General features: G+C 64.5%; 12 protein-coding genes. 6 read left to right on the top strand and 6 right to left on the bottom strand.

Features of this window, described 5'->3' with window-relative positions; genetic code table 11:
- Nucleotides 1-190: 190 nt before the first annotated feature.
- Nucleotides 191-2,938 (top strand): DNA gyrase subunit A, encoded by a 2,748-nt coding sequence (gene gyrA / locus ACVWZ4_RS29080; protein WP_456735208.1) that lies wholly within the window; start codon nt 191-193, stop codon nt 2,936-2,938.
- 53 nt (nt 2,939-2,991) lie between these two features.
- Here gyrA and ACVWZ4_RS29085 read toward each other — a convergent pair whose 3' ends face one another.
- Nucleotides 2,992-4,845 carry a potassium transporter Kup gene (locus tag ACVWZ4_RS29085; protein ID WP_456790512.1) on the bottom strand — a complete coding sequence of 618 codons (1,854 nt, stop codon included), beginning with the start codon at nt 4,843-4,845 and terminating at the stop codon, nt 2,992-2,994.
- A gap of 199 nt (nt 4,846-5,044) precedes the next feature.
- Nucleotides 5,045-5,302: a hypothetical protein gene (locus ACVWZ4_RS29090; protein WP_456703665.1), complete on the bottom strand. Its 258-nt coding sequence runs from the start codon at nt 5,300-5,302 to the stop codon at nt 5,045-5,047.
- Between the two features lie 256 nt (nt 5,303-5,558).
- Between ACVWZ4_RS29090 and coaD the strand changes: the two genes are divergently transcribed.
- The 5 genes from coaD to queA all read left to right on the top strand — a co-directional run bounded on the left by coaD (nt 5,559) and on the right by queA (nt 8,745).
- Nucleotides 5,559-6,053: a pantetheine-phosphate adenylyltransferase gene (gene coaD / locus ACVWZ4_RS29095; protein ID WP_456703664.1), complete on the top strand. Its 495-nt coding sequence runs from the start codon at nt 5,559-5,561 to the stop codon at nt 6,051-6,053.
- 40 nt (nt 6,054-6,093) lie between these two features.
- Nucleotides 6,094-6,669 (top strand): peptidylprolyl isomerase, encoded by a 576-nt coding sequence (locus ACVWZ4_RS29100; protein ID WP_456703663.1) that lies wholly within the window; start codon nt 6,094-6,096, stop codon nt 6,667-6,669.
- Nucleotides 6,670-6,677: 8 nt separating this feature from the next.
- Complete coding sequence (locus ACVWZ4_RS29105) at nt 6,678-7,088, top strand: hypothetical protein (protein WP_456703662.1); 411 nt, start codon at nt 6,678-6,680, stop codon at nt 7,086-7,088.
- Nucleotides 7,085-7,549: a peptidylprolyl isomerase gene (locus tag ACVWZ4_RS29110; RefSeq protein WP_456741678.1), complete on the top strand. Its 465-nt coding sequence runs from the start codon at nt 7,085-7,087 to the stop codon at nt 7,547-7,549. The genes ACVWZ4_RS29105 and ACVWZ4_RS29110 overlap by 4 nt, the downstream gene beginning before the upstream one ends.
- A 122-nt stretch (nt 7,550-7,671) precedes the next feature.
- Nucleotides 7,672-8,745, top strand: a complete 1,074-nt coding sequence (gene queA, locus ACVWZ4_RS29115) for a tRNA preQ1(34) S-adenosylmethionine ribosyltransferase-isomerase QueA (RefSeq protein WP_456741679.1) — start codon at nt 7,672-7,674, stop codon at nt 8,743-8,745.
- A 119-nt stretch (nt 8,746-8,864) separates the two neighbouring features.
- Here queA and ACVWZ4_RS29120 read toward each other — a convergent pair whose 3' ends face one another.
- The 4 genes from ACVWZ4_RS29120 to ACVWZ4_RS29135 all read right to left on the bottom strand — a co-directional run bounded on the left by ACVWZ4_RS29120 (nt 8,865) and on the right by ACVWZ4_RS29135 (nt 13,073).
- Nucleotides 8,865-9,902 carry an aspartate-semialdehyde dehydrogenase gene (locus ACVWZ4_RS29120; protein WP_456741680.1) on the bottom strand — a complete coding sequence of 346 codons (1,038 nt, stop codon included), beginning with the start codon at nt 9,900-9,902 and terminating at the stop codon, nt 8,865-8,867.
- A gap of 221 nt (nt 9,903-10,123) precedes the next feature.
- Nucleotides 10,124-10,708: a PepSY domain-containing protein gene (locus ACVWZ4_RS29125; protein ID WP_456741681.1), complete on the bottom strand. Its 585-nt coding sequence runs from the start codon at nt 10,706-10,708 to the stop codon at nt 10,124-10,126.
- A 289-nt stretch (nt 10,709-10,997) separates the two neighbouring features.
- Nucleotides 10,998-11,744, bottom strand: coding sequence for a TetR/AcrR family transcriptional regulator (locus ACVWZ4_RS29130; RefSeq protein ID WP_456703658.1), 747 nt, complete (start codon nt 11,742-11,744; stop codon nt 10,998-11,000).
- Between the two features lie 147 nt (nt 11,745-11,891).
- Nucleotides 11,892-13,073: a patatin-like phospholipase family protein gene (locus ACVWZ4_RS29135; protein ID WP_456741682.1), complete on the bottom strand. Its 1,182-nt coding sequence runs from the start codon at nt 13,071-13,073 to the stop codon at nt 11,892-11,894.
- Nucleotides 13,074-13,156: the final 83 nt, after the last annotated feature.

The raw sequence follows: 13,156 nt of genomic DNA on the forward strand, positions 1-13,156 counted from the left end.
GCCCACGGCTCGACCGCCCGTCCGAGGCGATTTTGGAAGGTTGATTCCAGGCTCATCCAAGATGCCCGCTTCAGGGACGTAAGTTATTGGAAGAATAGACGGAAAAAGCGCTTCCCTGGCCTCGCGAGGGTGGTTATCAGGGCCTCGATGCGCTATATGATTCCCAGATAGAATCTCACCGGATTTCCCCTTGGCAGACGACGACAACAAGCCCGGCGACCAGCCGGCGCAACCCTCGGACATTCGCCCCGTTTCGATCTACGAGGAGATGAAGAAGTCCTACCTCGATTACGCCATGAGCGTGATCGTATCGCGTGCGCTGCCCGATGCGCGCGACGGGTTGAAGCCGGTGCATCGCCGCATCCTCTACGCGATGAACAATCGCGGCGACACCCCGGACAAGAAGCACAAGAAGTCCGCCGGTGCCGTCGGTGAAGTCATGGGTAAGTACCACCCCCATGGCGACCAGGCGATCTACGACGCCCTGGTGCGCATGGCGCAGGACTTCTCGATGCGCGCGCCCCTGATCGATGGGCAGGGCAATTTCGGCTCGGTCGACGGCGATCCGCCAGCGGCCATGCGCTACACCGAATCCCGCCTGACCAAGATCGCGCTGAAGCTGCTCGAGGACATCGACGACGATACGGTCGATTTCCAGGACAACTATGACGGCTCCGAGCGGGAGCCTGTCGTTCTGCCGGCTCGGTTCCCGAACCTTCTGGTCAACGGCGCCGGCGGCATCGCCGTCGGCATGGCGACCAATATCCCGCCGCACAATCTCGGCGAGGTCATCGATGCCTGCGTGGCGCTGATCGACAATCCGTCGCTGACGATCGACGAGCTCAACAACATCATCCCGGGCCCGGACTTCCCGACCGGAGGCATCATCCTTGGACGCCAGGGCATCCGCAGCGCCTATCACCTCGGCCGCGGTTCCATCGTGATGCGTGGCAAGGTCGAGTTCGAGACGATCCGGAAGGAGCGCGAGGCGATCGTCATCACCGAGATCCCGTATCAGGTGAACAAGGCGACGATGGTCGAGCGCATCGCCGAGCTCTACAAGGAAAAGAAGATCGAGGGCATCTCCGATCTGCGCGACGAGTCCGACCGCGACGGCTACCGCGTCGTCGTCGAGCTCAAGCGCGACGCCGTGCCAGACGTGGTGCTGAACCAGCTCTACAAATTCACACCGCTGCAGACTTCTTTCGGCGTCAACGCCGTCGCCCTCGATAGTGGCCGTCCGCAGACGATGAACCTGAAGGACATGCTGACGATCTTCGTCGGCTTCCGCGAGCAGGTCGTCACCCGCCGCACCAAATACAAGCTGCGCAAGGCGCGCGAGCGGGCGCATGAGCAGGTCGGCCTCGCGATCGCGGTCGCCAATATCGACGAGATCATCAAGGTCATCAGGCATTCGCCGACGCCGGCCGCCGCGCGCGAGACCCTGATGACGCGCGACTGGCCCGCGCGCGACGTCGAGGACATCATCACGCTGATCGACGATCCCCGCCATCGGATCAACGAGAACGGCACCATCCGCCTCTCGCTGGAGCAGGCGAGGGCGATCCTCGAGCTGCGCCTCGCTCGCCTCACCGCACTCGGCCGCGACGAAATCGGCGAGGAGCTGGCAAAGCTCGCCGGCGAGATCGGCGAGTATCTCGAGATCCTGCGCTCGCGCGCCCGCATCCTCGACATCATCAAGACCGAGCTTGCCGAGGTAAAGGCCGAGTTCGCCACGCCACGCAAGACAGTGATTATGGAGCAGGAAGGCGAGGTCGAGGACGAGGACCTGATCCAGCGCGAGGACATGGTCGTCACCGTCTCGCACGCCGGCTACGTCAAGCGCGTGCCGCTGTCGGCCTATCGCGCCCAGCGCCGCGGCGGCAAGGGCCGCTCCGGCATGCAGACCCGCGACGAGGATTTCGTCAGCCGCCTGTTCGTGGCCTCCACGCACACGCCGGTGCTGTTCTTCTCGTCGCGCGGCCAGGTCTACAAGGAGAAGGTCTGGCGGCTGCCGATGGCAGCGCCCAACGCGCGCGGCAAGGCTTTGATCAACATTCTGCCGCTGGAGCAGGGCGAGCGCATCACCACCATCATGCCGCTGCCCGAGGACGAATCCACCTGGGCGCAGCTCGATGTGATGTTCGCAACGACCGGCGGCAACGTCCGTCGCAACAAGCTGTCCGACTTCGTCGACGTGCGCCGCTCCGGCATCATCGCGATGAAGCTCGACGACGGCGAGGCGATCGTCGACGTCCAGATCTGCACCGAGCATGACGACGTGCTGCTGACCGCGGCCGGCGGGCAGTGCATCCGCTTCCCGGTCCCCGACGTCCGCGTCTTCACCGGACGCACCTCGATGGGCGTGCGCGGCATTGCGCTCGGCGTGGGAGACAAGGTAATCTCGCTGGCCATCCTGCGCCATGTCGAGACCACCTCGGACGAGCGTTCGGCCTACCTGAAGATGCGCCGCGCGGTCGCCGGTGAAGCTGCGGCCGAAGAGCCGGCAGCGGACGCCGAGGCCGAGGAGACTTCCGGCAGCTTCCAGCTCCCGCAGGAGCGCTATGCCGAGATGTCAGCGGCCGAGCAGGTGGTGCTGACCGTCTCCGTCAACGGCTATGGCAAGCGGACCTCGTCCTACGAGTACCGCACCACGGGGCGCGGCGGCAAAGGCATCGTCGCCATGAGCGTCAACAACCGCAACGGCAACCTCGTCGCGTCCTTCCCCGTCGAGGATGCGGATCAGATCATGCTCGTCACCGACAAGGGCCAGCTGATCCGCTGCCCGGTGGAAGGCATCCGCATCGCCGGCCGCTCGACGCAAGGCGTGATCGTGTTCGACACCGCCGAGGACGAGCACGTCGTCTCGGTCGAGCACATCACCGAGGAGGCGGAGAGCGGGAATGGCGCGAATGGAGAACAGGCGAATGGCGAATAGGGAATAGCGAACGAAGCTTGCTGCTCTCTTCGCTATCGACCACTCGCCATTCGCTAGATTTCCAGCTCCGTGCCGAACTCCACCACCTGCTTCGTCGGCACGCCGAAGAAGGCGGCGGAGCGCTCGGCGTTGCGCTGGAGGAAGGCGAACAGGCCTTCGCGCCAGACCCACATGCCCGGAATGTCCTCGCTCGGAATGATGGTTTCGCGGCCGACGTAGTAGGTGATGTCGGAGAGATCGATGCCGGGCAGCTTGCCCTGGCGGCAGGCGAGCGCCAGACCCTCATAGATCGTTGGGTACTGCATGAAGCCATAATGCAGAATCACGCGGGTGATGCCGGGAATGATCTCGATGATCTCGACCCGGTCCTGGTCGGCGATGTGGGGCAACTCCTCGATCAGCACGGTGACGAGGACGACGCGCTCGTGCAGCACGTGATTGTGCTTGACGAATTGCGTCAGCGCCAGCGGCACGCCTTTCGGCGCGGAGGCCAGGAACACGGCGGTGCCGGGCAGGCGCGCGCTGCATTTGTTGACCGCCGTCTCGATCAGATCCTCCTCCGGCTGCCGCAGCTTTGCGCGTGCGGCTTCAACGAGCTTCACGCCGCTGCGCCAGGTCAGCATCAGGAAGGCGACGAAGCCCGCGAGCAGCAGCGGAAACCAGCCCCCCTCGAACAGCTTGATCGAATTGGCCGAGAAGAAGATCACGTCGATCACGAAGAAGAAGCCGTTCACGGCCACCACGATCCACGGTGAGTAGCCCCACTGGATCGCGACCAGGGCTGCGAGCAGCGTGGTGATGGCCATCAGGAGCGAGACGGCGATGCCATAGGCGCCGGCGAGCGCGTCCGAGGTGCCGAAGCTCAAGACCGCGCCGAGCGTGGCGGCGGCGAGCAGCCAGTTCACCAGCGGCACGTAGATCTGGCCGATCGCATGGCTCGTGGTGTGGCGGATCTGCATGCGCGGCAGGAAGCCGAGCTGGATCGACTGCTGAGTCAGCGAGAACACGCCGGAAATGATCGCCTGCGAGGCGATTACGGTTGCGATCGCCGAGAACGCGACCAGCCCGTAATGTAGAAAGTCGGGGCAGAGCTGGAAGAACGGATTCTCGATCATCGAGGGATCGGTGATCAGCAGCGCGGCTTGGCCGAAATAATTCAGCACCAGCGCCGGCAGGCAGATCGCGAACCAGGCGAGCCGGATCGGCAGGCGGCCGAAATGTCCCATGTCCGCATACATGGCTTCGCCCCCGGTCACCGCCAGGAAGGCGGCACCAAGGATCGCGAAGGAGACATGGAAATCCTGGTGGATCAGGAAATCGAAGGCATAGAGCGGGCTGAGCGCCGCCAGCACCCCCGGCGCCTTGAGGATGCCGTGGATGCCGAGCGCGGCGAGCACCACGAACCATGCCACCATGACCGGTCCAAAGATGCGGCCGATGAAGCCGGTCCCTTGCTTTTGCATCACGAACAGGCCGACCAGAATCGCGACGGTCAGCGGCACCACCACCGGCGAGAGCGAGGGAGCGTCAACCTTGAGGCCTTCGATGGCCGACAGCACCGAGATCGCCGGCGTGATTGCACCGTCGCCGTAGAGCAGCGCCGCACCGATCAGGCCGACCACCAGGAGATGCGCGCGCCAGGTACCCGCTTTCGCGTGGCGGGCGTGCAGCAGCGCCAATAGCGCGACGATGCCGCCTTCGCCGCGGTTGTCCGCGCGCAGAATCAGCAGCGCATATTTCAGGGAAATGATCAGCAGCAGTGCCCAGAGGATGAGCGAGGCGACGCCGAGGACGGCGTCTGAGCTCACCGCGCCGCCACGGGCGGCCGCCTTGGCGGCTTCCTTCAACGCATAGAGGGGACTGGTGCCGATATCGCCATAGACCACCCCGAGGGCGCCCACGGTCATGGCAAGCGGAAGCGGATCGGGATGATGGCCGGAGACAACGGCGGGCGTACTGGACAATTGCAACCCCTCAATGGGCCCGCGACCATCGGGCCATTCCGAGGGTGCGCGCATCACATAGTCTGCGACGAGACGTCGCAAATATCCATGGGATTTATCTGGGGTTTACAACGAAGTTTATGACACAGAGCTGACAGACCGCCTACGGTGTGCGGTCTGCCGTCACGAGGCGGGCGACGCGGATGTCCGCCTTGGTGCCGGCGCGGCGCAGGCAGGATGCCTCGAAGTTTGGCCACGCTCGTTGCGAGCAATCCCTGCCGATGGCCTTGATGTCGAGCCGGTCACCCTTGGCGAGCGGCTGCGGCACGCTGGCTTCGACCGACGGCGCAAAGCCGGGCAGCAGGGTGAGCATCGCAGCAACACATGCAGCAACAGCTATAGCGGAAAGAGCCTTGATCATTGACGGTCCCCTGTGATGCGGCCGCGACGCCCAGTGCGCGACCGTCATTCGTTGGCCGGATTAGTAACCACGCCCAGTTTCCGGACGTCTTCGCCGATGCCGGAAATGGTTTCGTTCGCGCCTCGTTGTGTTTCGTCGATGCCCCGCGGACGAAACAAATCGCGGCCTTCCCGACTGGGGGGAGCGGAAAAATCGGTGGGACTGACGCTGAACAGGTCCGGCTTGCCGGGCAGGGCCGGGCGCGGTAGGACGTGCCATGCCGCGAATTGCCTTCTACCCCGGTTCCTTCGACCCCATCACCAACGGCCATCTGGACGTGGTCCGGAACAGCGTTTTCATGTGCGACCGGCTGGTGGTCGCGATCGGGGTCCATCCCGGCAAGAAGCCGCTGTTCTCGACCGAGGAGCGGCTCAAGATGCTTGATGATGTCTGCGGGCCGGTGGCGGCCCAGGCCGGTTGTACGCTTGAGGCTGTGACTTACGACGATCTCGCGGTCACCGCGGCGCGCAAGTACGGTGCGACCATCATGATTCGAGGCCTGCGCGACGGCACCGATCTCGACTACGAGATGCAACTCGCCGGCATGAACGGCACCATGGCACCGGAGGTACAGACCGTCTTCCTGCCTGCCTCTCCCGCAGTTCGCCCGATCAAGGCCACCTTGGTACGCCAGATCGCCGCCATGGGAGGAGACGTTTCGCCCTTCGTCCCGCCGCTCGTTGCATCCCAGCTCAAGGCCAAATTCGCCTGAACACGGCGCGTCAATTCATCTTACCTGATCCGGAGTCTCCATGATCCGTCGTCTCGCAATATTTGCCACGATGTTCGTCGCGCTCATTGGCGCCGTCCCGGCGGTGGCGCAGCAGCTGCCGGCCAATCTCGACAAGGCCAATGCGCTGGTCATCGACACGACCAAGGGTCGCATCGTCATCAAGCTCCGCACCGACCTTGCGCCGCAGCACGCCGAGCGCCTCAAGCAGCTCGCGCGCGAAGGCTTCTACAACAACGTGCCGTTCCACCGCGTGATGGACGGCTTCATGGCCCAGACCGGCGACGGCCAGAACGGCAACGGGACTGGCGGCTCGAAATATCCGAACCTGAAGCAGGAATTCTCCAAGGTTCATTTCGCCCGCGGCATCGTCGGCATGGCTCGGCGCGGGGACAGCGTCGATACCGCCAATTCGCAGTTCTTCATCATGTTCGCCGACGGCGGCAGCCTCGACGGCCAGTACACCGTGGTCGGCGAGGTCGTGCAGGGCATGGACGTCGTCGACAAGCTGAAAAAGGCGCCGGCCGGTTCGCCGAGCGGCACCGTCACCGATCCCGACAAGATGGTGAAGGTGCAGGTCGCCTCCGACATCAAATAGCCGAGACGATGGCGCGCCGTGGCGACAGGCTCCTGTTCGCTGCCGCGGCGCTGCTGTTCGGCATCACGGGTGCGGCTGCAGAGGACGCGCCCGTCAACACTCTCCACGACCTCTTCCAGCGCTTGCAGACCTGCTGGAAGCCGCCGCCGCCCAACAAGGCCCGCCCACTCGACATCACCGTCGTCGTGAGCTTTAACCGTTCCGGAAACATTCTGGGGCATCCACGGATTACCTACGAATCCGCGGGGGCCTCCGACAATGACCGGCTGCAATACCGGATCGCGGTAATGGAGGCGTTGCAACGCTGCACGCCGATGCCATTTACCGATGCAATGGCCGGCGCCGCCGCGGGACGTCCATTCGCGATCCAGTTCCGTAGCCGCAAAACTTCACCTCCAACGCAAGAGAGACGAGCATGACCGTCACCGAAAACACATTGATCCTCGAGACCACGCAGGGCCCGGTCACCATCGAGATGCGGCCCGACCTGGCGCCCGGCCACGTCGCACGCATCAAGGAGCTGGTCCGTGAAGGTTTCTACGACGGCATCGTGTTCCATCGCGTGATCGACGGCTTCATGGCCCAGACCGGTTGCCCGCATGGCACCGGGACCGGCGGCTCGGGCCAGAAGCTCAAGGCCGAGTTCAACAAGGAGCCGCATGTGCGCGGCACCACCTCGATGGCACGCGCCGCGAGCCCCGATTCCGGTGACAGCCAATTCTTCATCTGCTTCGACGACGCCCGCTTCCTCGACAACCAGTACACGGTGTGGGGCAAGGTCACCGAGGGCATGGAGAATGTCGACAAGATCAAGCGCGGCGAGCCGGTGCAGAACCCGGACAAGATCGTCAAGGCGCGGATGGCGGTCGATAAGGAATAGACATGTGTCGTCGTTCCGGGGCGGCTCGTAGAGCCGAACCCCAGGTGCGCAATTGCGCACCGGGGAACCTCGAGATTCCCGGCTCGTGCCATGCGCGCCCCGGAATGACGTCATAAGAGACCATGCGCACCGATCTCTTCGATTTCGACCTGCCACCCGAGCGCATCGCGTTGCGCCCGGCGCAGCCGCGCGACTCCGCGAAGATGCTGGTCGTCGAGAACGGCGCGCTGCGTGACGAGACCGTCGCCCAGTTGCCGCGCTGGCTGAAGCCGGGCGACCAGCTCGTGGTCAACGACACCAAGGTGATCGCGGCGCAGCTTAGAGGCCGCCGCATCGGCCGCGAGACCGAGCCGAAGATCGAGGCGACCCTGATCAAGCGCCTCGACGGCTCGCGCTGGCAGGCATTGGTGAAGCCCGCGAAGAAGCTTGTCGCCGGCGACCACATCCGCTTCGGCAACGAAGGCAAGGTCTGCCTGCTCGGCCATCTCGATGCCGAGGTCGAGGCCAAGGGAGAGGAGGGCGAGGTGACGCTGTCATTCTCGTTCCACGGCCCGACGCTGGATCAGGCCATCGCCGATCTCGGCAGCCCGCCGCTGCCACCCTATATCGCCTCGAAGCGTACGCCCGACGATCAGGATCTCTCCGATTACCAGACGATGTTTGCGGCGAACGAAGGCGCAGTTGCAGCGCCCACCGCGGGCCTGCATTTCACGCCCGCGCTGGAGCACGCGCTGCACGCGCGCGGCGTCGGCGTTAATCGCATCACGCTGCATGTCGGGGCAGGGACCTTCCTGCCGGTCAAGGTCGATGACACCGACGGCCACAAGATGCATGCCGAGTGGGGCACGATCTCGGCGCAGACCGCGGAGAGGCTCAACGCCGCGCGAAAGAGCGGCGGCCGCATTGTCGCCGTCGGCACCACGTCATTGCGGCTGCTCGAAAGCGCGGCGAGCGAGGACGGCACCATCCGGCCGTTCACGGCCGAGACCTCGATCTTCATCACGCCCGGCTATCGCTTCCGCGCCGTCGATGTCTTGATGACCAATTTCCATCTGCCGAAGTCGACGCTGTTCATGCTGGTGTCGGCATTCGCCGGGCTCGAGACGATGCGGCGCGCGTATGCCCACGCCATCGCAAATGGGTATCGGTTCTACTCATATGGCGATGCGTGTTTGTTGTTTAAGGCGGAGTCGTAGGGTGGGTTAGCCGCAAGGCGTAACCCACCAGTTTTGTTTCCGCGGATAGGGAGCCCGGTGGGTTACGCCGAGCAGATGCGCTTTGCGCATCTGCGGGGCTAACCCACCCTGCGCTTCCGTTACGCCATCACCCGCTGCGGCAGCAGTTCGGCGATCTGCACCGCGTTCAGCGCGGCGCCCTTGAGCAGCTGATCCGCCGCCACGAACATCGAGATCGAATGGCCGGAGGGGTCGCTGAGGTCCTTGCGGATGCGGCCGACCAGGACGTCGTCCTGGCCCGAGGCGTCGATCGGCATCGGGAAGTAGTTCTTCACGCGATCGTCGACGACCTTCACGCCCGGGGCCCGCGCCATGATGGCGCGGACCTGATCCTCATTGATCGGCTTCTCGCATTCGAAGGTGATGGCCTCGCAATGCGCACGCAGCACCGGCACGCGGACGCAGGTGACGCCGATCGCAATTGTCTCGTCCTCGAAGATCTTGCGGGTTTCCTTGATGACCTTGGTCTCTTCGTCGTTGTAGCCGGTTTCAGGATCGATCGCCGTGTTGTGGTTGAAGAGGTTGAAGGCGTAGGGGTGCGGCATCACCTTCGGCGTATAGACCTGCCCGTTGAGATTGGCACGAGTGGACTCGACGAGCTCCTCCATCGCGGCCGCGCCGGCGCCGGAGGCTGCCTGGTAGGTCGAGATGATGACGCGCTTGATGCGGTTCTTCTGGTGGATCGGCCAGAGCGGCACCAGTGCGGTGATCGCAGCGCAGTTCGGGTTGGCAATGATGCCCTTGTGGTCGCGGATGCGGTTGCCGTTCACCTCGGGGATGACGAGCGGAACGTTCGGGTCCATGCGGAAGGCGGAGGAATTGTCGACAACGACGGCGCCCGCCTTGACCGCAACAGGCGCGAACTTCTTCGAGATGCCGCTGCCGGCGGAGAACAGTGCTATGTCGACGCCTTCAAAGGCGCGTTCGGTCAGCTCCTCGATGACGACGTTCTGGCCGCGGAACGACACCGTCTTGCCGGCGGAGCGGGCGCTGGCGAGCGCCTTGAGCTTGTCGACGCGAAAGCCGCGCTTGTCCATGGTGGCGATGAATTCGGCGCCTACCGCACCGGTGACGCCGACAATCGCGACGACGGGATCGTTACTCACTTTGTCCTCCATTGAGATCGATTGAGACAACAAAAAAGCCCCGGACCATCTTGGGCGGGGCTTCGGCAGAGCTTGATGCGTTTCTAGTCGACGACTATGCGCGCACGCCTCCCCGGGCCCCGAAGGCCGTGGTGGTTTTGGTCGTGCGTTTGGTGGTCGTGAACATGGCGGCGACTTATGCGGGAGAGTCCGGCGTGCGTCAATGGCTTTCCGGCGGGATCGTGGCGTTTGCGTTATTTGCCCCGGGCACCCGGCGGCTCGAGGATGACCTCCTTGAGGTCGTCGCCACTGATGACGACGATTGCGAAATTGAGCCGTCCTCGCTCGCGCACCAGCCCGCCGCTGATGGCCTTGCCGGACGCTGCCTGCTCGGCGACGCGGACCGCATCGGCGAGGCGATGTGTGATGGTGCCGAGCGCTGCGAGATTGCTGCGGTCGTCATGGTCCAGCTCAGCCAGGGGCAGGGCAGCTTCGCCGCCCACGACCGCGCCGGTTTCCGCATTGATGGTGTAGCGCCAGATCCGGTCATTGTGCAGCGTCTTGACCCGGTAGACCGGCACGCCCGAGCCGCCGTCGAAGCTGATATCGGCGGTCGTCGCGCCGGCATGACGGGCTTCCGCGATCGCCATGGCCTGGCTGATCGAGATCGAGGAGCTGCGGAAACGCTCGATCTCGCGGCTGACGGCCTGGCGGTCCGCCGCAGCATCACCATCTGTCTCGCTGTGCAGGGCGGCGGGCGTGCTTCCCGCCGAAACGGTCGCGCGCGCCGGCACTGCGATGAGCAGCCCCGAGAGGGCGACCGCCAACCACCCGTACATTCCTGGTCTTGTCGCGCTCATGCTCGAAACCCTCGGCCGGCAAGCCTTGAACCAGCAAGTTTGCCGGATGTTCGTAAAGAAATCGCGGCCGACCTTGGGCACCGGCCGGCCGCGGAACGTCGTGACGGGCTGCACCCGTCACGGCGGTCTAAGCAGTCCGGTCCTCTTTGGGGCTGGTGAAAAAGCGGCCCGCACTGCCCGATAAACAAAACCATACCGTATCGTTTTATTTTGGTCAATGAAGGAGACGATTGTTCCCCGGTGACAAACCGCTGATCTCACGGAAATGTCAGCGGGACGGGCGGCGCCGTTGCAGGGCTTTTGCAGCGCCCTGGACGCGGTCGGCAGGACCAATCGCGCCGGCCAGGAACAGCTTGATTGCTGCGCGCATCCGCTTCTCGGCGGGTTTCAGTTCCATCGGCGTGCCGAACGTCGCCATGCGGTGGGTGTGGCCGACGACGACGTCGAGGAATACTTCTGCGGCGATCGTGGTGTCGTCGACGTCGAGTGCGCCTTGCGCCACCAGATGGTCGAAGAAGCGCGCGGTGGTGGCGACAGCCTTGAGCCAGCCTTCCTCCTTGCCGAGCTTGGCGACGTCAGGGAAGTTGATGGCCTGCGACGTCATCATGCGGCTGAAGGCCACGGCGTCGGGTCCGCAGGTGAAGGTCAACATCTCGCGCCCGATCTCGACCAGCCGCTGTTCGACCGAGATATCGGAGGCGCTGCTGAGCTGCGTTTCGGCCGCAGCCGACAGCGGCGCAAGCCAGCGCGCGATCTCGCGGCGGAGCACGGCGGCAAACAAGCCGCGCTTGTCGCCGTAACGGGAATAGACTGTGGGCTTGCTGACGCGGGCTGCTTCCGCCACCGCATCGAGTGAGGTCGCTTCAAAACCGCGATCGAGGAACAGGCGGGTGGCGACCTCGATCAGCCGCTGGTCGCGCTCGATCGCGGCGCTTTTCGTCGGCCGGCCGCCGCGCGATTTCGACACCTCGCGCCGGGGTGCCGCCGTTCTTGTCTTGGTCGCAGCCAATCCCATGTCCAATGATATGCCCGATGATTCCTGCGCGGTCCGGCCAGTGTGCATTGCTGTATAACGCGCAGCAACCGGGGCGTCATCGCGATTCTGGCCGAATTGGCCGTATCGTCAACGGTCTCCGACGGACGCCGTTCCGCTGCGCGGATATCAAGGCATCCGCGCGGTCCAGGCCCGGCCGCCGGCCGCTTTCTCGTATCCGTACTGGTACAGCGCCCGCATGTAGCTGGTGTCAAAACCTTCGGACGGCGGCGCAGGATAGTCGCGCTCGATGTAGGAGAGGTGGAAGCCGAGGTGATTGCGCTGGGCGAACTCGTAGGTCGAGAAAATGATCGAGCGCGTCTGCGATTGGGTGATCGCAGACAGGCTGCGTGAGGCGACGTCGATCGTGCTGTTGGCGACGAGCTCGAAGTTGCGCTCGATCTTCTTGTTGACGAGGATGTAGATGTCCATCCTGGCGTTGCCGGGCAGGCGCCCCTGGAACAGCAGGGCTTCGGGCAAGGTCAGCACTGGCGCCGTCACGCCGCCATCGACATGCATCTCCTGAAACCTGTGGCCCTGGCCTTCAGCTTCGATCAGGATCGGCGGAAACACCAGCGGGATGCTGGCGGAGGCCGCCATCACGTCGCGAAACAGTTTCAGCGCTTCGGGCGTGCCGACCGCGGCGATCTTGCCCATGTCCCAGATTGCGGTGCGTTGCGTGTCGAGATCCGTGGTGACCACCAGCAGCCGTCGGCCCTTGGCGTGCTCGCGCGCGACTTGTGCCATGATCTCGGGTCCGACATAGCGCGCCACCAGCTCGCGCAGCCGTGTATTGCCGAACAGGCCGGAGCCGAACAGCACGCGGATGATGCTGGGATCATTCAGCAGGGTTTCGGGGACGCCGCTGGTGTAGAGCTCCCGAAGCGTGTCGTCATATTGCGGTCCGAGGAACGCAAACGGCGCGATCAGCCCGCCGGTGCTCACCCCTGATACGACGGAGAAGGTCGGGCGCTTGCGCGCCGCGGTCCAGCCGTTCAGCACGCCGACGCCATAGGCGCCATCCGCGCCGCCTCCGGAGAGCGCCAGATAGGTTCGGCTTCCTGTCGCCTCGTCCTGCTCGAAGCTGAACTTCGTGATGGGCTCGTCGGCGTAGCGCCTGAGGCCGTCGATATCCAGCACGCGCGATGCGCCGGCATCGGCAGCCGTATAGGGCGTGCGGGGGAGCGAGGTACAGGCGGCGAGCGCCAGGCTGCACGCGAGTGCCAGCGATCTGATCAGCTGGGCGGCTGTCCGCTTGGTCCAGCCATCGGAGGCGGCGGACGTATCCGTCCGGCATGTGGGGAGGGGCATTGGTCGGTGGCTGACGATCACGGATCTGCAGCCGCTGGCAACTTGCCGCGGCTTCTCGTTTCAGGCCCCGGTATTAAACTATA

The sequence above is a fragment of the Bradyrhizobium sp. USDA 4472 genome, from assembly GCF_054058595.1.